15 protein-coding genes and 2 tRNA genes are annotated in these 25,269 nt (G+C 45.8%); 2 read left to right on the forward strand and 15 right to left on the reverse strand.

All coding sequences use genetic code 11. The features are described 5' to 3' along the window. Nucleotides 1-4 precede the first annotated feature (4 nt). From ONT19_RS03315 to ONT19_RS03355, 9 genes are all read right to left on the reverse strand, one after another. Entirely contained in the window at nucleotides 5-1,153 is a 1,149-nt protein-coding gene (locus ONT19_RS03315; protein WP_264952301.1) for a glycoside hydrolase family 99-like domain-containing protein, read from the reverse strand. Between the two features lie 34 nt (nucleotides 1,154-1,187). After that, complete coding sequence (locus ONT19_RS03320) at nucleotides 1,188-2,246, reverse strand: EpsG family protein (protein WP_264952300.1); 1,059 nt, start codon at nucleotides 2,244-2,246, stop codon at nucleotides 1,188-1,190. Nucleotides 2,247-2,249: 3 nt separating this feature from the next. Further along, nucleotides 2,250-3,779, reverse strand: coding sequence for a lipopolysaccharide biosynthesis protein (locus ONT19_RS03325; protein WP_264952299.1), 1,530 nt, complete (start codon nucleotides 3,777-3,779; stop codon nucleotides 2,250-2,252). A 12-nt stretch (nucleotides 3,780-3,791) separates the two neighbouring features. Next, nucleotides 3,792-4,835 carry a chain-length determining protein gene (locus ONT19_RS03330; RefSeq protein WP_264952298.1) on the reverse strand — a complete coding sequence of 348 codons (1,044 nt, stop codon included), beginning with the start codon at nucleotides 4,833-4,835 and terminating at the stop codon, nucleotides 3,792-3,794. A gap of 72 nt (nucleotides 4,836-4,907) precedes the next feature. Then, the gene (locus ONT19_RS03335) at nucleotides 4,908-6,446 is read right to left on the reverse strand and encodes an ATP-binding protein (RefSeq protein ID WP_264952297.1); all 1,539 of its coding nucleotides are present in this window, start codon (nucleotides 6,444-6,446) and stop codon (nucleotides 4,908-4,910) included. A gap of 34 nt (nucleotides 6,447-6,480) precedes the next feature. After that, a complete protein-coding gene (locus tag ONT19_RS03340; RefSeq protein WP_264952296.1) occupies nucleotides 6,481-9,084 on the reverse strand; it encodes an SLBB domain-containing protein in 2,604 nt (867 codons plus the stop codon). 129 nt (nucleotides 9,085-9,213) lie between these two features. Beyond that, nucleotides 9,214-9,284: transfer RNA gene (locus tag ONT19_RS03345), tRNA-Gly, on the reverse strand. Nucleotides 9,285-9,316: 32 nt separating this feature from the next. After that, nucleotides 9,317-9,389: transfer RNA gene (locus ONT19_RS03350), tRNA-Thr, on the reverse strand. Between the two features lie 164 nt (nucleotides 9,390-9,553). Continuing rightward, entirely contained in the window at nucleotides 9,554-12,232 is a 2,679-nt protein-coding gene (locus ONT19_RS03355) for an ATP-dependent Clp protease ATP-binding subunit (RefSeq protein WP_264952295.1), read from the reverse strand. A gap of 284 nt (nucleotides 12,233-12,516) precedes the next feature. Between ONT19_RS03355 and gyrA the strand changes: the two genes are divergently transcribed. Together gyrA and ONT19_RS03365 are read left to right on the forward strand one after the other, a co-directional pair. Next, nucleotides 12,517-15,153 carry a DNA gyrase subunit A gene (gene gyrA, locus ONT19_RS03360; RefSeq protein WP_264952294.1) on the forward strand — a complete coding sequence of 879 codons (2,637 nt, stop codon included), beginning with the start codon at nucleotides 12,517-12,519 and terminating at the stop codon, nucleotides 15,151-15,153. A 54-nt stretch (nucleotides 15,154-15,207) separates the two neighbouring features. Continuing rightward, nucleotides 15,208-16,416, forward strand: coding sequence for a hypothetical protein (locus ONT19_RS03365; protein WP_118065550.1), 1,209 nt, complete (start codon nucleotides 15,208-15,210; stop codon nucleotides 16,414-16,416). A gap of 490 nt (nucleotides 16,417-16,906) precedes the next feature. Here the strand turns inward: ONT19_RS03365 and rpiB are convergent, their stop codons facing one another. From rpiB to ONT19_RS03395, 6 genes are all read right to left on the reverse strand, one after another. Beyond that, complete coding sequence (gene rpiB / locus ONT19_RS03370) at nucleotides 16,907-17,350, reverse strand: ribose 5-phosphate isomerase B (protein WP_006846783.1); 444 nt, start codon at nucleotides 17,348-17,350, stop codon at nucleotides 16,907-16,909. Nucleotides 17,351-17,506: 156 nt separating this feature from the next. Continuing rightward, entirely contained in the window at nucleotides 17,507-19,528 is a 2,022-nt protein-coding gene (locus ONT19_RS03375) for a transketolase family protein (protein WP_264952293.1), read from the reverse strand. Between the two features lie 106 nt (nucleotides 19,529-19,634). Further along, on the reverse strand, nucleotides 19,635-21,209 hold the full coding sequence (locus ONT19_RS03380; RefSeq protein WP_006846781.1) for an alpha-N-arabinofuranosidase: 1,575 nt from the start codon (nucleotides 21,207-21,209) through the stop codon (nucleotides 19,635-19,637). A 79-nt stretch (nucleotides 21,210-21,288) separates the two neighbouring features. Further along, a complete protein-coding gene (locus tag ONT19_RS03385; RefSeq protein ID WP_264952292.1) occupies nucleotides 21,289-22,881 on the reverse strand; it encodes a xylulokinase in 1,593 nt (530 codons plus the stop codon). An 81-nt stretch (nucleotides 22,882-22,962) separates the two neighbouring features. Then, nucleotides 22,963-24,504 carry an L-arabinose isomerase gene (araA, locus tag ONT19_RS03390; RefSeq protein ID WP_117693122.1) on the reverse strand — a complete coding sequence of 514 codons (1,542 nt, stop codon included), beginning with the start codon at nucleotides 24,502-24,504 and terminating at the stop codon, nucleotides 22,963-22,965. Between the two features lie 66 nt (nucleotides 24,505-24,570). Then, the gene (locus tag ONT19_RS03395) at nucleotides 24,571-25,269 is read right to left on the reverse strand and encodes an L-ribulose-5-phosphate 4-epimerase (RefSeq protein WP_006846778.1); all 699 of its coding nucleotides are present in this window, start codon (nucleotides 25,267-25,269) and stop codon (nucleotides 24,571-24,573) included.

A 25,269-nucleotide genomic window follows, 5' to 3' on the forward strand; every position in this document is an offset into this window, starting at 1 on the left:
CTTATTATTTACATGTGTTCAACGCATTTCTTATCGCATTTAACCATCCATGGCCGAAACGGTCATCTGGTTCTACGTAATCGCCTTCGCCCCATTCGTTCCATGCCTTAAGGAATAGAATTTGGTGTTCAGGTGACTTATGTTTAATAAGTCCTATAGCCTCTTCTATTGTCTTCTGGAACTTTTCTGGTGTTGCATTAATCAGAGGGTTGGTAGCAACTCCGGCTCTTGGCGTGCGGTCCCATTGTGGCAACAGTGACGGATAAACATTCTCCCATGTATCCTCTTCAACATAGTAATGTTTCATTACGTCGCTGTAGTCGCAGATATTAGAGGTTGGCAAGAAACTGTTCTTTGTCAAGAAATAGAATAGCATTCTCAGTTTTCCCTTGCTCATCGACTGTGCTCTGGCAAGTCCTGATGGCAGCACTGCGTCAAATCCCAAATCAAGTACCGACTGATAGTGTTCGGCTGCCTCATCTGTAGCCCAAAGCGACAGCTTGCCGTCCTTTGCTGAACGTCCTGATGAGTTGGTGGTATAGCCCACGAAATGAATACCTTTTAAGCCATTCTCTTTTGCCATCTTCTGCCAGAGTTCGATGAACTGCTTCACGTTAGGTATAGCTTTAGGTTGGTAAATAGCAAATAGAGGTTTACCGTCAACCGTAATATATCTCTTGTCGCGGAAAGCAGGCAACAGGGCATTGAAGTGGGCTATATGATCCTCTGTGGAATACTCCATCTTCATAATCATGGAATCCCTGCGAATGCTTTTACCTTTAACCCATGTCTTGTTGGTCCAATCATGGTTAGCCCAGCAGATACAGAATGGGAAATCTGGCTTTCCAGAAGCAAGCACCTCGTTAAATGGGCGCTCTAGCAATTGTTTTCCATTGCCAAACCAATAATGGTAATAGCAAAAGCCTTCGATACCTGCTGCTCTGGCCAGTTCTGCCTGCTGCTCTCTCACCTCAGACAAACGTAAATCATAGAAGCCTAAATCAGCTGGTAGGTGAGGCTGATAATGTCCTTTAAATAAAGGCTTGGCCTTTACTACGTTGGTCCATTCTGTGAATCCCTTGCCCCACCACTCATCGTTTTCAGGGATAGGGTGGAACTGGGGTAAATACAATGCTATAATTCTTGGTTTCATATTTTCTTTATTATTTAATTTTCTGTTATTATAATTATACTTTCCAGATAAATTGGAAATCAATATAGTTCAAACCATAGTTTATATATATGAGTCCTAGCAATAGCACTATTGTAATTCCTAACCATCTTGGTCTTATAGTGCATGCAATGCAAGGAAACAGAAATATTCCTACAACTCTAAGCAGTAAACTGATTCTTTCAGCAATAACTGGAATTAATGAGAGTGATGCATAAGCGAGAATTCCTAATGCAAATATTTTGATTATAATAGGAAAGTACCTATTGTATTCTGTTACCGTTTTTGAAAAATACATGAGATAGAAGTATATAATAATGTTTAACAAGTACAGCGGACCGAATACGTTTACTCCGGCCATTGATTGCCCTGTATCTTCTGCCTGTTGATAATTCGCCAATTTAGCACCTATAAACGGTATGTCGAGCATAATCATCACACCAACGCCGATAAAGTAAATAGCATATCCGGTTGGAATGACGCAGCACCAAAAAATCTTTCTTTTGCCTTTTAGCTCTTTGTTGTTAAGTAAGAGCAGAGGAATAAGTGCAAGTCCTGAAACATGGAAGCATGAACCTGCCAAGATCAAGAAAAGTGCCCATTTTCGCTTTCCTTCAGCTATCAGCGTTAGTGAGAGTAAGAACATTCCCGATAGAACACCTGTTCTGATTTGGGTCATCTCATGAACGCAGAAATAGAAACTGATGTAGATGGCAAGTGATAGAAAGGTAAAATCTGTTGTCTTGCGTATTGCAAGTAATTTCAGCCCAACTCCCATGATGGCATATAAGATGAACAATATATGCACGTCATTTGTGAATAGATTGAAGAATGCAGACAATAGGAGATAAGTGAACTCCGTATTTTCTGTTGCTGTCACAGAATAGTAGTTCCTATATACCATTTCGTAGTTCTCGGAATCAGGATCTAGACCAACTTCTCTCAATCCTGCCGTCAATACCAAAGAAACGAGAAAAAAAAGCATCAGCTTATTCTTCTCATTGTCTTGAAAGTGCGATTCTATAAGGGCACATAAGCCTGCAAGTATGAAGAGAGATATGATAATATATGCCATTTTTTATTTTCTCTTTATGAAATTCATTGCAATCTTTGTTATTTGATGCCGTTCAGAACTGTTTGTTCCAAATACTGCAAAGAGTATGATGGTTATCATTGGTGATACCATGAAAACTATTAAAAGTCGAATGATGTCATTATCAATATAAGTTCTGAATGTACTAGTAGCCAAATAGCTTATAACTGTTATTACTAAGCCGCGTAATAGAAACTCCTGTAAGTAAGTCCTTAATTTGAATGACTCATGGCTTCTCTTCAGTATTACGATCCTTATGAAATGAGCTATAATGATAACACTCAACATAGAAAGTAGTACACTGTACGAAGGCATGCCCCATTTCAGCATCATATAGGCTAGGGGCAAGTGCATTAAAGTCATACTATCTGTACAGATGTAATAGAACTTGACATTTCCGGTTGCTTGTATAATTGTCGTTATTGGACTGCTGATAGCAAGACAAACGGTGTATATAAGAATTATGCGTGCAAACGTTATAGCTTCAACTGTTGGTGAACCGAGCCAGATAGTGAGCACTTGTTCCATTTCTGTAAAAATAGGAATAGCTATTGCAACTAAAAGGTATAGGATGCATTTGTTACTGATGCCAAACATCACGTCAAGCGTTTGTGTTTCATTTGCGGCATAGGCTTTTATCATTGGTGCTCTAAATGCAAGAACTATACTGTTTGCCAATGATAACGTTGCATTGTATATGCTGATAGCTATGGCGAAAGCTGCATTTACAAGCGGCCCGAAGAATATGTTGAGGAGGATAGCACTGCCCTGAATAAGTCCTACTCCTGCCATTGATCCTAGCATAGACCACCCTGTAAATGAAAGCAGCTTTTTGTATTTTGACTTACTTTTAATAAAAGTATATCTGCATTCTGTATAGTGCTTCTTTGCATATGCCATATATGTAGTAAATACGATTATGGCAATGATGCTAAGACTTATTGAATAGAAAACGAGATTGTCAATAGCTGTTATTCCTATAAGAAATGCTGCCAAGAGTTTTAAAACACAGTCTAAGCAGGAAACCAATGCATATATTCCCATTTCTTCATGAGCATAAATTGCTGCTGTATATGGAATTTGAAGCAGGGTGAAGAAGAAGGAGAACATGGCAAATTGGAATGCGATGTTAGCAGAATAAAGACGATTTTCTGGTATCATCATCTGCGAGTTAAGCATCCAAATACCTGCAGTCTCAAATATCAGAAACAATATGATACAGAAACATATTACTACATTTGTACTAACAGAGAATACTGTTTGTTGTTTTTCCGTTTCTCCCTTTCCTGAAAGATAGGAGTAAAATCTCTGTATTGCCTGGGAAAATACGGGAATTAAGCAGGAACTTAATGTGACAACACCTGCTACGGCGTTATAGATTCCGTAATCGCAAGCACCTAGTCCTCTAAGTAATAAACGTACAGCATATAGGTTGACTATAGTCAAAATCAATATGCGAACAAATAGCATAAGCGTATTTTGTGTTATACGTTTAAGCTTATTTATTTTTTCCATATTTATAGGAGTTTATTTAATAATCAAGTCCCTAATGCTATAAATACCTAGTATGATTATTGCCAAGAAACACATTCCAAGTACAAATAGCATACGCTTTGGCTTGGCTGCTTTTATTGGCACTGCAGCTCCTTTTACGACAGTAAAGGCTGGCGTGCGTTCTTGTACTTTTGCTTTGGCTGCCTGATATTGTGTTACCATTGCACTATAAGCATTATACTTTAGCTGCATATCGTTTTCCATATCATCTTGCTTTGATTGCAAACTAGCCAATTGCACATCAGTATTGGCATCAGCGTATGAACCATATCTTTGGCGAGCTTTTTCGTACTCATGCTTTGCTTCAGTCATGAGGGTCTTATAGTATTGTTCGTCTACACGAGCTTTGCGGGTTCGGTAGTTTGTGATATATACCTGAAGACGCTCTTTTACGGAATCTGCAATAGTCTTGCAAATCAGTGGGTCTTGAGCCTCTGTAGAAATGGTGATAACGGCAGTTTTCTTGTCAATATTGATTGTGATGTTCTTACGGATGGCTGATGCTACATCATCTTGTTTCTTTGAAAGCATGTAAGGATTGATCTTTTTAGAAACTCCTGTTGCTTTCTTCTCTTGAAAGAGTTTTTTGATGTAACCAAATCCCTTTGCCCAGAAAGTATACTCTTGATGTTTAGTCAGATAATCGTAATAACTGCATTTTACGCTTCCGTCTTCTGTTGTTACCTTGATATCAAATAATCCAACTACGAAACCATTGTCTTCCATCAAGTCAGGGTAGAGCATCGGGTTAATGGCGTCAGTAGTCTCCATATTTCCAAGGTCAATACCAAAAGAAGAGGCCAACGAGCCAAGTGTACCACCAATATTTGAACTGTTGTTTACCTCAGGTGCTAAACTCAGACTTGATGTGTATGTACGAGGTATACAAAGAATATATGCGCAAGAGAGTACAAATACTATAGGTAATACGATATAGTATAGCTTTCTCTTAGCCCATATCTTCTTTATAATGATTCTGAGATCAATTACCTCAAGGTTATTATTATTATTTTCCATTTTTGCTTTGTAATCAATTTCTTACTTACTTATATTAGCAATCGTAGCAATCATGGCGGCGATGCTGCTAACTTATCCCTGCTTCCAACTCTCAACTCCTCTTGTCTTGCTGGAGAAGTTGATGCCTAGCTTGACAACTGTTCGCTTATCCATAGCGAAAGGAGCTGCATAGTTTTTGACTTCTATCTGATGCAGAGCTTCTTCGGCGCTTCCATCTAATTTGCATTCGATGATGTAGATGTAGTCGGAAGTTTGAATGAGAACGTCCATCCTGCCTTCACTTGTCGGTATTTCTACCTGTGTGTGGAATCCCATAATCTTAAAAATGAGATATAGGGCATTTTGGAAGTAAAGTTCTGCTTCGCCTGCTACCTGATAGCTGTTGTCCGCAAAGAAAGCGGTAAGCCGATTCATAAATTGTTCAACATGTCCTGCTTCAACATCCTTCACAAACTCATCGACCATAAAGGCGGAACGATCACCTGCAGAACAGTATAACGGTAGGAGGAAGTTAAGGAAACCTTCTTCCACCTCTTTGTTCGGGAAGCCTAGCAGATATTTCTTAAACCTTTCGTCATAGCCTTTGATAGTGAGATAACCACTCTGGTATATCACAGGTATCGGATTGGTTGACAGCGAATCCACGCTGTTGATTACATCGTCTGATACCCTTTCCTTTGTCATGTCTGGCAAACGATAGTTGTGCATTTTCAGCAAGTCAACTAGAAATGTTGGTGTGCCAGTCTCAAACCAGTAGTCTTTATAGCGAAGTCTTGACAAAGTGTTCAGTACGCTGAATGGGTTATAGATGCCTACTGTATTTTCCTCGAAATGATATCCGTCGTATCTTGCCTTCAGTTTTGCTATTGTGGCTTCTTCTGTATCGCCATTGGCTTCGGCTAATTCGTTGATACCTTCCTTGAAATTCGTAAGCAGTTCCTTCTCTGTCATTCCGCAGATGCTAATATAGCGGTGGTCCATCGAGATATCCGTCAGGTTGTTGAGGTCGCTGAACACGCTAACCTTGCCAAACTTGATTACACCTGTGAGGAATGCAAACTTGATATATCGGTCTTGTGTCTTCAATACAGAATAGAATGCTTTCAGCTGTGCACGGTGTTCTGCCTGTAACTTTGGGTCGCGCAGGGTCTGAAGTATAGGCTTGTCGTATTCATCAATAAGTATTACGACACCACATCCTTCTTTCTCCGCAGCTCTTGCTATCACACCCTTGAAACGAAGGGCAAGTGTGGCTTCTGACTCACGGGCTCCATATTTGCTTTCCCAAGTTGTGAGGTAGTCATTAAGCACCATATACAGGCTGTCTTTCTCTCGAAAGTTGGCTGTGTTGAGATCAATATGGAAGATAGGATATTTCTTCCAATCTGTTTCCAAGTCATATATGGCTAAGCCCTCGAAGAGTTCCTTCTTACCCTGGAAGTATGCTTCCAAAGTAGACAGAAAGAGACTCTTTCCGAATCGGCGTGGACGACTGAGGAAATAGTATTCTCCCTCTGTCGCCAACTTGTACACGAATCGGCTCTTATCTACATACGAATATCCATTTGTACGTAGCTTTTCGAAATCTTGTATTCCTATAGGATATTTCATAAAATGACTCCTTTTTTATAGGGTTTGATTATTCTTACTTACTCATATTAGCAATCGTAGCAATCATGGCGGCGATGCTGCTCATGCTGCTTCCCATACTCATCATTTCGGCGGTACTCATCTTGCGCTTCAGCTTGGCTGGGACGACAATCTCGCTGCCTGGCTGCACTTTGGCACCATGAGAGAGCTTGGCTACCTTGCCATTCATATAGATGATGTATGCCTTGCTCTTTAATGCATCTGAGGCAAAACCACCTGCCTGGTCGATGTAATAGCTTGCCTTTTTGCCCTTTTCGTAGGCTACCGTGTTAGCAAACATTACGGCACCATTGATCTTTACCGTACCATTGTACTGAGGAATGACCAGACGGTCGCCCTCTCGTAAGATGATGTCGGCATCACTGCCTGGGTTCGCCAGTGCTTCTGGAAGGTCGATACCTACAGGGTATTCGCTAGGTACGTTGAACTTCTCTATGTTGGTGCGCTCTACATCCTTTGAGCTCTGGGTGAGTGCACTGGAATTGTTGCTGCTGGCGGCAAGCTGCAGAAGGTTTTTCTGCATCTCTTCGCGCTGCATCTTCAATACTGCCTCCATGCGCTGCTTCTCTTGTTCGTTGGCTTTGCGGATGATGCGGGCTCCCTTGAGATATGCCTGGTCGGTAGCTCCACCTGCCTTCTTGAAGAGTTCACTCAAACGGGCGTTGCGATGGTCTAATGTATAGAGACCGGCAAACATCACTTCACCGGTAATTGATACGTTCTGCTGCTCTACATACGCCGGACTCTGACGAATCATTACTTCATCAAATGGCATCAGCTTGAAGCCAGGAGTGCCGTCGATAACGAAGCCGTCTTTGAGAGATAGGGTGTAGGTCTTGGCGATAACGCTATCTGGACGTAAAGCCTTGGCATCCATTACTCTACGGCTTACCATTACATTAACTGTTGAAGCCTTGTCGGTTAAACCGCCTGCCTGAAGAACGAAGTCTTCGAGGGTCTCATTGTCGGCATATTGATAGACGCCTGGATACTGCACTTCGCCACGGATGGTGAGGGTGCGCTCTACAATCTTTTCCTGTCGGGTAGGGATGAAGAGAACATCGTTTTCCTTCAATGGGATATCTGGAGTCTTGCCGTTCATGATGCCGGCAATGTCTACACTTACTACTTCGAGTGAGCGGTCTGACTTCATGCGGTGCATTACGGCACGGTTGGTGAAGGCTTCCTCTGTTAATCCTTCGGCATGCTCTACAAGGGTGCGTACGCTGTTGATTTCTTCGCCGAGATTGTACATGCCCGGACGGAATACGGCTCCTTTCACCTCTACGGTGTTGGCGTAGCGTGGCAGGATGCTGTCTACGCTGATTGAGTCGCCGTCATCGATGCGGAAACTTGAGAAGTCGAACTCCCCTACATTATATACGGCATGTTCTCTGCCTGTCTTGCGGTTCAGTCTTACTGATTTCTTGTAGGCATCGCCTGTAAAACCACCGGAATACTTCAGAAGGGAATTGACACTCTCGTTCTTCTTCATTTCGTAAATCATCGGGCGCTTAACCTTTCCGGCGATGGTTACGAGACAATCGTATGGACCTACTACGATGACATCGTTGTCGGCAAGGCGGACATTACCCGTCAGTTTGCCGTTCAGAATATAGTCGTAGATATCAACAACCGTTACCAGTTTATTATGTCTGTAAACCTTGATGTTGCGCAATGTACCCAGATCGTTGGTTCCGCCAGCCATGTAGAGTGCATGGAATACGGTAGCGAAGGCTGAGAGGGTATAGGTGCCCGGAATCTTAACCTCGCCCATCACGTTTACCATGATGGTCTTGGTCTGTCCTACGGTAAGCTTGATGCGGCTTGAACGGTATCTGCTGCCCACGGTATTGCGCAGGCGGGCATTAGCCTGAGCTACGGTCAAGCCTGAAACGCTGACTGGTCCATAACCCTCGATGGTTACCTCACCATCTGGCGAAACGGTGCTCTCGATGGTTTTCTGAGAGGCGCCATAGATATCTATGATAACCGCATCGCCAGGTCCCAGACGATAGTTCTGTGGGGTAGCGATGTTCATATTTGGCTCGAAACTGAGATCCTTGTTATTGAAAATGTCGCGGCCGAATACCTTGTTGCGCTTGATGCCGAGCTCAGCCTGCATCTGTTTTACCATGGTAGCTGTATCGGGTACCAGGGCGTTCATCTCCTTGCTGAAGTTAGCATAGTCAGGATTATTCTCATCATAAGATGAATAGTAGCTGTCGTTCTGCTTGCTCTGGATGCGATAATTGCTATAGGTTGAAACCTGCTTCTCATTATCCTTGTCCTGGTAATCTTCTCTTTGTTTACCATTGTTGGTTCGCATTCTCTTGTTGCCTGCATTTCCTGCAGCGGTTGTGCTGTAGAGCTCGTTCTGCTGCGACATCTTCTGATACTTATTGCGTACACGTCGAATCTGGGAGATGTCTACGCCCTGCTGCATCAGTTTGGTAACAATCTGTGAGTTGGATGTGCCACGCTCATGTTCTTTCACTACAAAGCTCATGACCTGATCATCGGTCATGTGTGAACTCTGTGCGAAAAGTGGTCCTGAAGACAGGACGAGCGCCAGTACAAGTATGATATGTTTCTTCATTATTATTCTTTTATCTTAGTTTAATTTATATAATAACTCGAAATGAGTTATTTTGTTGTAGTAGAAGATTGAAAAGATGTTAATAAAACAAGAAACCCAGGGCTGAACCCTGGGTTTGCTGATGTTCTGAGCGAGATACGGGAGTCGAACCCGCCTCACAGGCTTGGGAAGCCCGTGCACTACCGATGTGCTAATCTCGCGAAGGAAAATACTAACTCCTTTCACAAGAAAGAGCCACGAGCGGGACTCGAACCCGCGACCCACGCATTACGAATGCGTTGCTCTACCAACTGAGCCATCATGGCTTTTTGCCCTAAAGCAGATGCAAAGGTAATGAATATTTTTTGAAATAAGAAATTATTGCCTAAACTTTTCTCGTGGTTAACTCTTATTAACTAAAGTTCGTTGGTTGCTATACCGGGTTCATAATAAAAGAGGGACTATCGCCAGTGGATAGTCCCTCTTCAGATTATAGTTTCTTGAATGTCAATTCTTCTTTTTTCGAATTTTTGCCTACCGAGATGGTGTCGCCTGGCTTCATTGTGCCATCTAGTAACATCTCGCAAACGGAATCTTCGATGTAGGTCTGGATGGCGCGGCGGAGTGGGCGGGCACCAAACTGTACATCGTATCCCTTCTTAGCTACCATCTCCTTTGCCTTTTCGGTAATCTGGAAATGGTATCCCAGTTCTTCTATTCTCTTGACCAGTCCTTCCAGGTCGAGGTCGATGATGCGCTTGATGGCATTGAGATCCAACTGGTCGAAGGTGATGATGTCATCGAGGCGGTTCAGGAACTCTGGAGCAAACTGCTTGCTCAGACTCTTCTGGACGATGCTGCGGGCATACTCCTTGTCTTTCTCATCCATCGCCAATCCGCCTTTTATACCTGCAGAAGTAAAGCCAACGCCTCTGCCGAAATCTTTCAGCTGGCGGGTTCCTGCATTAGAGGTCATGATGATGATGGTGTTGCGGAAGTCGATGAGTCGGCCGTTGCCATCGGTAAGTCTGCCTTCGTCGAGTACCTGTAAGAGCAGGTTGAATACCTTGCTGTTGGCTTTCTCGATTTCGTCGAGCAATACGATGCTGTATGGTTTGCGGCGTACCTTTTCGGTCAGCTGTCCACCTTCGTTATAGCCTACGTATCCTGGAGGTGCACCTACCAGACGTGAGGTGTTGAAACTCTCGGAGAATTCGCTCATGTCTATTCTGATGAGTGAATCTTTCGAGCCAAACATTTCCTCGGCAAGTTTCTGGGCAAGATAGGTCTTACCTACACCTGTAGGACCCAGGAACATGAATACGCCAATAGGATGGTTAGGGTCGCGCAAGCCTACACGGTTCCTCAGAATGGTCTTTACCATCTTGTTGATGGCATTATCCTGAGCAATCACCTTGTGCTTCAGGTTGTGTTCCAGATTTTTCAGACGTTTGCTTTCACCCTCTGCCATACGTTGGGCCGGTATGCCGGTCATCATGCTGATAACGTTGGCAATGTCTTCGGCTGTCACCTCAACATATTCGCCAATCTCTCCCTGCTGCCATTGCGCCTTCATGTCCTCAATCTCTTTCTCGATCTTGGTCTGGGCATCTCTGCATGAGGCTGCCATCTCGAAGTTCTGGTTTGCTACAGCCTGCTGCTTCTTGCTGATTATCTTTTTCAGTTCTTTTTCCAGCTTGATATATGGAGCAGGAACACTTGCATTATTAATATGTACGCGCGAGCCGGCTTCATCTATCACGTCGATAGCCTTGTCTGGGAAGTGGCGGTCGGTGATATAGCGCTCTGTCAGTTTGACACATGTCTCGAGAGCCTCGTCTGTATATCTCACACAGTGATGCTTCTCGTAATGTTCCTTGATGTTGTGCAGTATCAGCAGGGTCTCTTCGCGTGTTGTCGGTTCAACGATAACCTTCTGGAAACGGCGCTCCAGGGCTCCGTCTTTCTCGATACTCTTGCGATACTCGTCGAGCGTGGTGGCACCGATACACTGGATGACACCTCTTGCCAGGGCTGGTTTCAGAATGTTGGCAGCATCCATGCTTCCTTCACCGGAACCGGCGCCTATCATGGTATGAATCTCATCTATGAAGATGATGATTTCCGGATGGTTCTCCAGTTCCTTGATGACATTCTTGATGCGCTCTTCAAACTGTCCGCGGAATTTGGTTCCTGCAACGATGGCAGTCAGGTCGAGACTTATCAGACGCTTGTTGAAGAACATAGGCGATGTTTCCTGGTTGTTGATGAGCTGTGCCAGTCCTTCTACGATGGCACTCTTTCCTACGCCCGGTTCACCTATTAATACTGGGTTGTTCTTCTTTCTGCGACCCAGAATCTCGAGCACACGCTGAATCTCCTTCTCTCTGCCCACGACAGGATCCAGTTTTCCATCGGCTGCAGCCTTAGTCAGGTCGAAACTGAATTTGTCGATGGTAGGGGTGCTGCTCTTTTTGCGCGGAGTTCCATTTGAACGGGTAGACAGTCTCATCGGGTTCTGGTCCTTTTCCATATCGAATGGCTCTTCGTCAGTTTCCATCATGTCGTTCTGCTCGTTGTAGTCATCTTCTGTTTCTATTCCACCAGCCATCTCCAGGTTCTCTGCTTCCTCCTGCCTGTCAGCATCAGGGATTTCTGAATCTGGTGTTTGGGGTTCCATTTTGAAATCCTTCGGCTCTTCTGTCTTCTGCTCATCATCCTTGTCAGTAGGATAGAGCATTTCGATGGCACGGTCGTAGCTTAAGCCCAGTTGACTCAGCCAGTTGGCTACAGGGTTCTTGTCATTTCTCAAGATGGCAAGCAGCAGATGTCTTGGCTCTACAATCTTGGAGTGCTCGTAGTTGTTTGCCTCGCGGATAGAGTCTCTGATAATGCTGTCTGTTATCTGGCTGAATGGGATGTGGCTATTCTCCTTCACGTTATCGGCAGGAGTTTCTTCCACACGCTTTTCCAGTTTGCTGTTAAGGACTCCGCTGAAAGCCATCGGACTGATGTCTGCGCCCTTCAGGAGCTTGTTGACATCGCTGTCGTTCTGGCTGATCAGACTCAGCATCAGATGCTCCACGCTGATTTCACTTCCCAAGGTGCGTGCTGCTTCTTTGCTACTTCTGTTCAGTATGTCCTGTATATGTGAAAACGGATTTATCATATTTGCTTATATTTTTAAATATCTCAGTGCAAAAGTACACATTATTTTCAAAAATAGCAAATGATATGCCAACTTTTTTGCATTGTTAAAATACAAATAATGCTAAAATAATGCGATTTTTCGCCTCTAAAGCGTTTTAGTATCATTTTTTTTTGTATCTTTGTCGGGAATTTCAAAAGGGTAAAACGGCTTAGAACGCAAGGAAATGCCCTTAAACGCGATTTCCGGATGGAAAACAGACGTTTTGAAAGTAACGAATAAACAATAATACATTAATATAAGAAATGGACGAAAATCAGACAATGGATCATGATAGAATCATGAAGATCAACATTGAGGAGGAGATGAAGTCGAGCTACATCGATTATTCGATGTCAGTTATCGTGGCTCGTGCCCTCCCTGATGTACGCGATGGTTTCAAGCCTGTGCACCGCCGTATTCTTTACGGTATGCTCGGCATTGGAAACACCAGTGACAAACCTTATAAGAAATGTGCGCGTGTTGTTGGTGAGGTGCTCGGTAAGTATCACCCTCACGGTGACTTTTCTGTTTACGGCGCTCTGGTGCGTATGGGACAGGAGTGGAACATGCGTTATACCTTGATTGACGGACAGGGTAACTTCGGTTCTGTTGACGGTGACTCTCCTGCTGCCATGCGTTATACAGAGTGCCGCCTCTCCAAGATGGGTGAGCATATCATGGATGACCTTGACAAGGAAACGGTTGATATGACCAACAACTTCGATGATACCCTGCAGGAACCTACCGTGATGCCTACCAAGATTCCTAATCTTCTGGTAAATGGTGGTAACGGTATTGCAGTAGGTATGGCTACCAATATACCTACCCACAACCTGGGTGAGGTAATTGACGGTTGCTGTGCATATATCGATAATCCTGACATCGACACCGACGGATTGATGCAGTATATCCCTGCTCCTGACTTCCCAACCGGTGCTACCATCTATGGTATACAGGGTGTGAAGGATGCATACGAAACGGGTCGAGGCAGAATCGTGGTTCGTGCCACTGCCGAGATTGAAAGTAGTGAAAACCATGATAAGATTGTTATCACCGAGATTCCTTATGGTGTTAACAAGGAGCAGCTCGTGATGGCTATTGCTGACCTTGCCAAGGAAGGCAGAGTAGATGGCATCGCTAACGTAAACGATGAGTCTGGCCGTCAGGGTATGCGTATCGTTGTTGATGTGAAGCGTGATGCCAATGCTAATGTTCTTCTGAACAAACTCTTTAAGCTGACAGCTCTTCAGAGTTCATTCTCAGTGAATTGCATCGCTCTTGTTAATGGTCGTCCACGTCTTTTGAGCTTGAAGGAGTGTGTGAAGTATTTCGTAGAGCATCGTCATGATGTTACGATCCGCCGCACCCAGTTCGAACTGAAGAAGGCTCAGGAACGTGCTCATATTCTCGAGGGCTTGATCATTGCCTGCGACAACATCGACGAGGTGGTACATATTATCAGAGCCAGCAAGACTCCATCTGATGCTCAGCGCAACTTGGAGAAGCGCTTCGAACTCGATGAACTTCAGAGTAAGGCCATCGTGGATATGCGCCTCAGCCAGTTGACAGGCTTGCGTCTGGAGCAGTTGCACAATGAATTCAACGAGTTAATGACGACTATCGACTACTTGAATCAGATCTTGAACGATCCTGAGCTCTGCAAGAAGGTAATGAAGGACGAACTCAACGAGGTGAAGGAAAAGTATGGTGATGCACGTCGTACCATGATCAAACCAGATGACCATGAGTTCAACCCAGAAGACTTCTATCCAAACGACCCAGTGGTTATCACCGTGAGTCATCTCGGATATATCAAGCGCACCCCATTGTCAGAGTTCCGTGAGCAGGCTCGTGGTGGAGTAGGTTCTAAGGGAGCCCGTACACGTGATAAGGACTTCACCGAGTATATCTATCCTGCTACCATGCACCAGACCATGCTGTTCTTCACCAAGAAGGGCCGCTGCTACTGGTTAAAGTGTTACGAGATTCCTGAGGGCGACCGCAACTCTAAGGGCCGTGCCATCCAGAACCTCCTCAACATCGAGAGCGATGACCAGGTGAATGCATTCCTCCGCCTCAAAGGCTTGAATGACGCTGAGTTCATCAACAGCCATTACGTAGTCTTCGCTACCAAGAACGGTACCGTGAAGAAGACCTGTCTGGAGGCATATTCCCGTCCACGTGCCAACGGTGTGATTGCTATCAACATCGTAGAGGGCGATGAGGTGGTAGATGTTCGTCTGACAAATGGTCATAACGAGCTGATTATTGCCAACCGCAATGGTCGTGCTGTCCGTTTTGACGAGAACGAGATTCGTACAATGGGCCGTACGTCTACCGGTGTTCGTGGTATGCGCCTTGATGAGGGTAATGATGCCGTAGTAGGTATGATTGTTGTCAACGATCCTGAGAAGGAAACCGTGATGGTAGTGAGCGAGCAGGGTTATGGTAAGCGTTCTGATGTACTCGATTACCGCGTTACCAAGCGTGGCGGTAAGGGTGTGAAGACACTGAATATTACCGATAAGACCGGTCGACTGGTAGCTATCAAGAACGTAACCGATGATAACGACCTCATGATTATCAATCAGAGTGGTATCGTGATTCGTCTTGCTGTAGCCGATTGCCGTGTCATGGGCCGTGCTACCCAGGGTGTACGCCTCATCAACCTTGCCAAGAAGAATGATGTCATTGCCAGCGTATGCAAGGTGATGAGTTCTGAGCTCGAGGCTTCTGTCGAAGAGGAGAGCCGTTCTGCCTGGGCTAAGAAGAGCGAGGAGATAGAGAATGATACCGTAGGTGCCAAGACTGCCGAAGAGGCTGCCGAGGCTGAGGCTCATCTCGCTGACGAAGCATCTGAAGCAGAGGATACCGATTCGGGCAACGTAGATTTCGAATAAAAGAAAAGACGCGTAAAAAATAAATAACAACAACTTTTAAACTCATTAAGAAAAATGAAAAAGTTTTTAGTAGCTGCAATGATGGTACTAGGTGCCACATCAGCATTCGCAGGCGACAGTGACGCTCTCAAGGCTGTCATGAAGGCTAAGTCTTATGCCGAGGCTGAGGCTTTGGTTAAGCAGAATTTGGGTCAGATGGCTAACGATGCAGAGAAGGCCAAGGCTTACAACAAGCTCGTTGATCTCGCTATGAAGCAGTTCAACGACCAGCAGAGCATCCAGCAGACCAATCAGATCATGAAGAAAAACGACCCGGTTGACGAGGCTGCTATGTCTGAGGGCGCTTACAATGCATTGATCAATGCCATTGAGTGCTACAAGTACGACCAGCTTCCTAACGCTAAGGGTAAGGTTGCTCCTAAGTTTAACAACAACGCTAGCCGTGTATGGGGTGCTCGTGTTCAGCTCGTTAATGCGGGTCAGACAGCAGCCCAGAACAATAAGGCTGATGAGGTATTGAAGTATTGGGGTGCATTCCTCGATACAGACAATGAGCCTCTCTTCGCTTCTGTAGACCAGAAGCAGAAGGATAGCGAGAAGGACTATATCGGTCAGGTTGCTCTCTTTGCAGCCCGTTATGCATACCAGGCTAAGGATGCTGCCCGTTGCGAGAAGTATTGCGACATCGCTATGAAGAGTGAGAAGGAGGCTAAGGATGCCCTCAACCTCAAGCTCTATGTGATGAAGGACGGCTTGAAGACTCACGAGGATTCTCTTGCCTATGTTAACAAGCTCAAGGATATCTTTGCAAAGGACGAGACCAATGAGGTTGTTCTCGATGGTTTGAACTCTATGTACTCTTCATTGAAGATGGAGAAGGAGCAGGCTGAGCTTTTGGACAATGCTATCGCAAAGAACCCTAACAACTTCGTAGCTCTTGCCAACAAGGGTATGATGTATATCCAGAAGAACGATGCAGACAACGCTATCAAGTGTTTGAAGCAGGCTCTTGCTGCAAAGGAGGATAACGTAGTTGTTCTTACTTATCTGGGTGCTTGCTACAACAGCAAGGCTGGTAACTTGCAGGATCCTAACGGCCGCAAGGTTGTTTACCAGGAGGCTATCAAGGTTCTCGACAAGGCTAAGCAGCTCGATCCAGAGAAGGCTCAGGCTAACTGGGGTTACACCCGTTACCAGGCTTACTATGGCTACTATGGTCCTAACGCAGCAGAAACCAAGCAGGCTGAGGCTGAGAGCAAGTAAAGTTTAAGCTTCAAATAAGTATTTGATTCTCATAGGGGGATGTCATCTAGTGTGGCATCCCTTTTTTTTTGTTTCTTTGACATTGGGTTGTTCCGGTAAGATAACAAATAGGACTGTGTTTTTTGTGGCAAAATGATTGATAAAAACATCAGCGAGTAATGTTGGTTTGCTGTAGGCGCCCATCAGCTGGTCTACGCATGCACAACAGGTGTTGTGCGAGCGCATATCAGCTGGTCTACGCATGCACAACAGCTGTTGTGCGGCCTACGGAGTTAACTTCTCCGATAACCTATACTATCTTTTCCGCCAACTTCATCTGTCTTTTCCGACAACTTCTTCCGTATTCTGCGATTGTATCTTACGCTTGTGTGCATTTATTGAAGTTGTTCATGTGTCGTAAAAATCTTCTTGGTATGTCCGTCTTTCATAAAAATAGGCTGAGCCATCATGCGATGACTCAGCCTTAATTCTTTTTTATCCATTCAGAACTTTACTGCTGAACAGGAATCTTCTTGACGCGACGCTCGTGACGGCCACCCTCGAATGTTGTGGCAAAGAACTCGTCGAGAATAGCCTCGGCGGTCTTGTTGTCTACGAAACGACCTGGAAGTACCAATACGTTGGCATCGTTGTGCTGACGAACCAAATGAGCAATCTCCTTGCACCATGCCAATCCGGCACGTACACCCTGATGCTTATTCAATGTCATGGCGATACCTTCGCCGCTGCCGCAAATGCCGATGCCTGGATATACTTCGCCGCTCTCAATGCCTTTAGCAAGAGCATGACCGAAGTCAGGATAGTCTACACTCGCATCGCTGTATGTACCATAATCCTTTACAGGATAACCCTTCTTTTCCAAATATTCCAATACAAATTGCTTCAATGGAAAACCTGCGTGATCGCATGCAATACCAACTGTCTTTACTTCCATAATACTTAAGTTTTTAAGTGAAGAAACCGGTGTAAACCCTTATCCTTCACAAGGTTAATATTAAAAGAGTGAAAGGAGTCGGATGCCGGAAATGGAAATCTGCCATCCGGCAAAATCTCCAACTCCAGCTTCCAACTCCTGTTTAGTTTATGCTAATTAAGCTTCAGCCAAGAAAGCCTTTACCTGCTTGTAAACGTTCTCGCCTGTGTAACCGAGCTTCTCATCAAGTACCTTGTAAGGAGCTGAGAAACCGAAGCTCTCCATACCCCAAACCTTACCATTAGCGCCTACGAGACCCTGGAGTGTTACAGGAAGACCGGCAGTCATACCGAAGATCTTAGCGTTCTTTGGCAATACGCTCTCCTGATATTCCTTGCTCTGTCCGCGGAACAAGCCCTCTGATGGAGCACTTACCACGCGAACCTTGATGCCGTCGGCACGCAAAGCATCGCAACCAGCCTCCAATGTAGAAACCTCAGAACCGCTAGCTACCAAGATAACGTCTGGATTCTCGTCGCTGCCTGCTACGATGTAAGCACCCTTAGCAGCCTGCTCATAGTCTGTTCCCTCTGGCAACTTGGCGATGCCCTGGCGAGAGAAGATCAAAGCTGTAGGAGTCTCAACATTCTCCATAGCGAGCTTCCAGCAAACTGTAGTTTCGTCAGCATCAGCTGGACGGAATACGCGAACGCTGTCCTTACCTGCGTGGTTCTTTAACTTCTCCATGAGGCGAATCTGTGCCTCCTGCTCAACTGGCTCGTGAGTAGGTCCATCCTCACCAACGCGGAATGCATCGTGAGTCCAGATGAACTTCACTGGAACCTGCATCAGGGCTGCGATACGTACAGCTGGCTTCATATAATCAGAGAATACGAAGAATGTACCCATTGCTGCAACCACACCACCGTGGAGCATCATACCGATACACATATCAGCCATAGTCAACTCTGCAACACCAGCCTGGAAGAAAGCACCAGAGAAGTCACCGCGAACGATGCTCTTGGTCTTCTTCAAGAAGCCATCAGTCTTATCAGAGTTAGAAAGGTCAGCAGAAGCACAGATCATGTTAGGAACCTGCTCTGCCAAAACACCGAGACAAGCAGCAGATGCTGCACGTGTAGCTGAACCAGCCTTCTGCTCAACCTTGCTCCAGTCTACCTTAGGAGCCTTGCCGCTGAACCACTCATCCATCTGGGCAGCCTTCTCAGGGTTAGCCTTGCGCCACTCAGCCTCTGCAGCCTTGCGCTCAGCTACGATCTTCTTCAACTCCTCAGCACGCTTAGCGTAGATTTCTTTTACATCGTCGAAGATAACGAATGCATTCTCAGGATCACCACCCAAGTGCTTGATTGTATTAACGTAAGCATCGCCACCGAGAGGAGCGCCGTGAGTATTGATGCAAGCCTCGTAGCTTGTGCCGTCTGCGCGGAGAGCACCCTTACCCATTACGGTCTTACCGATGATGAGGGTAGGGCGATCCTGCTCCTTCTGGGCAGCATCGAGCGCCTCACGAATCTGAGCTACGTCGTTACCGTTAATCTTGATGACATTCCAGCCCCAAGCCTTGTACTTCATCTCTGTATCCTCGTTCATTACAACGCCACACTCAGTAGAGAGCTGGATGTCGTTAGAATCGTAGAACATGATGAGGTTGTTCAGTCCGAGGTTACCGGCGATACGACCAACACCCTGAGAAATCTCTTCTTCTACAGCACCATCAGAGATGTATGCGTAGATCTTGTGCTGCATCATGGTTGAACCCAGACGAGCTTCGAGGAACTTCTCTGCAACAGCTGCACCAGCTGCGAGGGCATGACCCTGACCGAGAGGACCAGATGAGTTCTCGATACCACGCTGAAGGTCGAGCTCTGGGTGACCAGGAGTTACAGAACCCCACTGGCGGAACTGCTTGAGGTCTTCCATAGAGAAGAAACCGCGCATAGCCAAACCTGCATAGAGCATAGGGCTCATGTGACCTGGGTCGAGGAAGAAGCGGTCGCGGCCTGTCCATGTTGGATCTGCTGGATCATAAACCAGGTACTCAGCAAAGAGTACGTTGATGAAGTCAGAACCACCCATAGCACCACCTGGGTGACCGGAATTTGCCTTTTCTACCATTGAAGCAGCCAAGATACGGATGTTATCAGCTGCATGATTCATTACTTTAATGTCGTTCATAATTTTATATTAATTATTGTTGTTATTTCTGCTGAAATATTCTTGTTTTTCTAGCTCTGAAGGCTACTCAAAAGAAGGATACTTCCTTTTTTCGCCTTCAAAGATACTATTTTATTTTCAAAACTACGATAGATTTTGCAGGAATTTTTACCTTAAGGGTGTTTTTCTTTACTTTTGCATCCTTAAAAACTGCAGGCTTCACTACATCCGGGTGTGCGAAGTCGTTGTAATCGCTCACCTTGTTGCAGGAAAGAATCTGTCCTGTTACAGTTTTTGGAGCAGCTGCCCCATCCAGATTAAACTCTACCTGCTGAGCCTTGTCAAGACTGACATTGGCAAGAGCAACCACAATGGTTCCATCTGCCTTCTTGGCTGCTGAAGTAGATACCAATGGAATCTTTCTTCCATCTCTTGCGTGATCATCGCCGCGAACATCCATAGAGTCGCACTTTACATCCATTGGGAGATAGGTTGCCTCCTGGAAGTCCTTGTACATGTTGAATACATGATAGGTTGGAGTCAGAACCATGTGACCTGTTCCCTTTGTATCTGTCAGGATCATTGACTGGAGTACGTTGACAATCTGTGCGATATTGGTCATCTTCACACGCTCTGTATGGCGGTGGAATACATTCAGCGAGAGTGCTGCAACGAAGGCATCGCGCATACAGTTCTGCTGATAGAGGTGGCCCTTGATAGTGCCAGGCTCCTCATCCCACCAGGTTCCCCATTCGTCAACGAGGAGGGCTACCTGCTTCTTTGGATCAGCCTTGTCCATGATAGCCTCGTGCTTCTTGATGACATCTTCTATGCCGAGCGCCTTGCCCATGGTCCAGTAGTAATCCTCATTGTTGAACTTGGTGGCAGAACCCTTGCTGCCTGTCCAACCTGTTACTGTATAATAATGTAGAGAGATGGCGTTGGCACGGTTGCCGATACGGTCCATCAATACCTTAGTCCAGTTGTAATCGTAATCGCTCGCTCCAGATGCAATCTTATAGAGCTGGTTCCCGTCATAGTTGCGGCAATAAACAGAGTAGCGGCGGAAAAGATCTGAATAATATTCAGGACGCATGTTGCCACCGCAGCCCCAACTTTCGTTACCAACACCGAGGTATTTTACCTTCCATGCCTTGTCGCGGCCGTTCTGTCGGCGGAGTTTTGCCATAGGAGTATCTCCATCGCTGGTCATATATTCCACCCACTTTGCCAATTCCTCAACAGTGCCGGAACCCACGTTACCGCTGATGTAAGGCTCGCAACCCAACATCTCGCAGAGATTCAGAAACTCGTGTGTACCGAAAGAGTTGTCCTCAATGGTTCCACCCCAGTTGTTGTTCTGCATCTTTGGTCGCTTTTCACGTGGACCGATACCATCCATCCAGTGATACTCGTCAGCGAAGCATCCTCCAGGCCATCTTAATACAGGCACTTTCAGGTCCTTGAGGGCTTGGAGCACGTCGTTGCGGTAACCCTGAGTGTTAGGAATCTTAGAATCAGGACCTACCCAAAGACCACCATAGATACAACTTCCGAGATGCTCGGCAAACTGGCCATAAATCTCTTTGTTGATTTTCTGTGTTCCTTGGTTGGCATGGATTGTTCCTGTTACATCCTGAGCTTGTGCTGAGAATGCAACTGCTGTTGAAAGCAATGTGGTAGCGAAAAGTTTCTTCATCATTGTTCTTATTAATTGTTGTCGATTTTAAGTATAATACGTTTGTGGAGGAGAAATCCCCACAAACGTATTTATCGTTTATTTACTTTTTGTTCTCAACTGCTGCCTTTTCGATAGCAAGACCAGCCTTGTAAGTTTCGATGTACTTATCAAAACCGGCTACATCTTCGGCAGTAGGTGCAATCTCTACACCAGTATTGCCTGCAAATACCTTCTTGTCGAGATAATCTGCCAGGCTCAACTTCTCATCGTTGTTAACGAGATAACCTGCGAGCAGGGCGATACCCCATGCACCACCTTCGCCTGCTGTCTCCATCACAGAGATAGGGGAGTTGATGGCTGCAGCGAGGATGCGCTGACCTACACCCTTGGTCTTGAACAAACCGCCATGACCGGTGATGCGGTCTACCTGTACCTTCTCGTCCTTGAACAATACATCGTTACCAATCTTCAATACAGCTACTGAAGCATAGAGGTTGGCACGCATGAAGTTGGCGAGGTTAAAGTGGTCGTTGGCTGAACGTACGAACATTGGGCGACCTTCTGCCAAACCGGTTACAGGCTCACCAGAGATATAGTTGTAAGCAATCAAACCACCGCAATCAGCATCGCCTTCGAGAGCGTGGTTGTAGAGTTTGCCGAATATCTCGTTCATATCCACAGGTACACCGAGCAACTCCTGATATTGCTTGAACAAACCTACCCATGCATTGAGGTCGGAAGTACAGTTGTTGCAGTGAACCATTGCTACAGGGCTTCCGTCTGGAGTAGTCACCATATCAATGACTTCGTAAGGTTGGCTCAAGGCTTTCTCCAATACAATCATGGAGAAAGAAGATGTACCTGCACTGACGTTACCTGTGCGCTGACGTACAGCGTTGGTAGCTACCATACCAGTACCTGCATCACCTTCTGGAGGACAGAGTGGGGTGCCTGCCTGGAGTGTGCCTGATGGGTCGAGCTTCTTTGCACCTTCCTCGGTCAATACGCCAGCATCTTCGCCTGCGTTCAGTACCTCAGGGAGAATGTCGAGAATCTTCCAGCCCAGGTTCTTAGGCTCGATGAGCTTATCGAACTTAGCTACCATCTCTGCATCGTAGTTGTTGGTGTTAGAGTCGATAGGGAGCATACCTGATGCATCGCCTACGCCCAAAACCTTCTTGCCTGTGAGCTGCCAGTGGATATAACCGGCGAGAGTTGTAAGGAAGTCAATCTTGTTGATGTGGTCCTCACCATTCAGGATAGCCTGATATACGTGAGAGATACTCCAACGCAATGGGATGTTGAAGTGGAAGAGCTCTGAAAGTTCAGCTGCAGCCTTGGCTGTATTGGTGTTACGCCAGGTGCGGAAAGGAACGAGAATGTTCTCATCCTTACCGAAAGCCATATAGCCATGCATCATCGCAGAAATACCGATGGCAGCCAACTGCTTGATTTCGCAGTCGTACTCAGCCTCCACGTTCTTGCGGAGGTCGGCATAACAATCCTGCAAACCTTTCCAGATTGTGTCGATGCTGTAAGTCCAGAGACCATCAACCAACTGGTTTTCCCACTCAAAGCTACCCTGTGCGATAGGGTTGTTGTCGGTGTCGATCAAGACAGCCTTGATTCGGGTAGAGCCAAACTCGATACCGAGAATGGCCTTACCGGATTCTATAATAGTTTTTGCGCTCATTATTGATTCTTTCTTTAATATAAGGAACAAAGAGAAAAGCAATGGAATTCTTCACTCTTCGTTCTTCACTCTTTACTTTAATTATCGCAATGCCTTGTTGAGCATGTAGTAAATCTCGTTGTTGCGGAGCTGCTGCTTGAAGCTGCTGATTGTTGTGTTCTTGTCGATGTTGACGAACTCAATACCGAGAATCTCGCAGAAGTCTTCCCAGTACTCAGCAGTGATATCGTAAGAGAATGCACTGTGGTGAGTACCACCAGCAAGGATCCAAGCACCTGCACCAATCTCGAAGGTTGGCTGTGGAACCCAGAGAGCTGAAGCTACAGGGAGCTTAGGCATTGCCTTTGGCTCGATGCACTCTACCTCACTTGCGATGAGACGGAAACGGTTGCCGAGGTCAACTACAGTTGCCTTAACACCCTTACCTGTCTTAGATGTGAATACCAAACGGGCAGTCTGCTGCTTGCGGATACCGATGCCGAGGAAGTGAACCTCGAGCTTTGGCTTGTCTGTTGCGATCAATGGGCAAACCTCGAGCATGTGGCTCTGGAGGCTAGATGTGCGGTCGGCAGCGAAGTTGAGTGTGTAGTCCTCGAGGAATGAGCAACCCTTCTCCAAGCCCTGGTTCATTACCCAGAGTGTGCGGTAGAGGCAAGCTGTCTTCCAGTCACCCTCAGCACCGAAACCATAACCTTCTGCCATCAGGCGCTGTGAAGCCAAACCAGGAATCTGGTCGAAACCGCAGAAGTTTGGATCATCGATGTCAGCATCGCCGAGGTCATCGAAGTTGGTTGTGAATGCTACTGCGTTCTCATCCTTCAATACGCGACGGAGAGCGATCTCAGCCTTAGCTGCGTTCTTCACCTTCTCCCAATATACTTCCTCGCCAGACTCATCAATCTTGATGGTGTACTCCTTCTTGTACTCCTCAACGAGAGCATCAGCTTCTGCATCAGTTACCTTCTTGTAGTACTCCATGAGTGAAGATACTGGGTAGTAATCTACATGGTAACCCAAGCGCTGCTCGAACTCTACACGGTCGCCATCTGTTACGGCAACGTTGTTCATGTTCATACCGAACATCAGGCAGCGTACGTTGTGAGCATCAGCAACACCTGCAGCTACGCGAGCCCATGTTGCAATCTGCTTCTGAGCCTCTTCGCTCTTCCAGTAACCTACAACTACCTTTCTAGGGATGCGCATACGGGTGCAGATATGACCGAACTCGATGTCGCCGTGGGCTGACTGGTTGAGGTTCATGAAATCCATATCGATAGAATCCCAAGGGAGTTCTGCATTGTACTGAGTGTGGAAGTGGAGGAGAGGCTTCTCGAGAGCCTGCAAGCCCTTAATCCACATCTTAGCTGGAGAGAAGGTGTGCATCCATGTGATGATACCTACGCACTTCTCATCGTTGTTGGCAGCCTTCATGACAGCCTCTACTTCTGCAGAAGAGTTAGCTGTGCCCTTGTAAACTACCTTGATTGGGATGATGCCACTGTTGTTCAGACCATCTACCATGTCCTTTGAGTGACCATCAACTATCTTAACTGTTTCGCCTCCGTAAAGAAGCTGTGCACCAGTTACAAACCATACCTCTAAATTTTCAAATGCTTTAATCATGATTGTTTGTTTTATTAATTGTTATTGTTAATGTGATTTAATATCTTTATTTGAGATACCCTTTAATTAGTGCTTTTTCTGTCCGTAGTAAGCGTTAGGGCCGTGCTTGCGGTTGAAGTGCTTCTCTACGAGCAATGGGTTCATGGTGGTATTTGGATTAACTGAGAATGAGATGAAAGCCATCTTTGCCACCTGTTCAGCTACTACTGCGTGATAAACAGCCTGGTCAGCATCCTTACCCCATGTAAAAGGACCATGGTTCTTAACCAATACGCCAGGAGTATGAACTGGGTTGATGTTATCTTTCTTGAAACGGTCAACGATGACAACACCTGTGTTGTGCTCATATTCTGCCATCATGTCCTCTGTCATCGCATCAGTGCAAGGGATGCAATCGTGGAAGTAATCAGCATGAGTTGTACCAATGTTAGGGATGTCCAAGCCAGCCTGTGCCCAAGCGGTAGCATAAGTAGAGTGAGTATGAACTACGCCACCCAACTCTGGGAATGCGCGGTAGAGAACCAAGTGGGTTGGTGTATCAGATGATGGATTCAGATCGCCTTCTACTACCTTACCTGTTTCCAAGTCTACCACTACCATATCGCTAGCCTTCATGGTGTCATAATCGACGCCAGATGGCTTGATGACAACCAGACCTTTCTCGCGGTCGATGCCACTCACATTACCCCATGTAAAGAGCACGAGGTTGTGCTTAACGAGATCAAGGTTTGCCTTGAACACTTTTTCTTTTAATTCTTCTAACAT

The organism is Segatella copri (genome assembly GCF_026015625.1).
Taxonomy (GTDB): Bacteria; Bacteroidota; Bacteroidia; order Bacteroidales; family Bacteroidaceae; genus Prevotella; species Prevotella copri_H.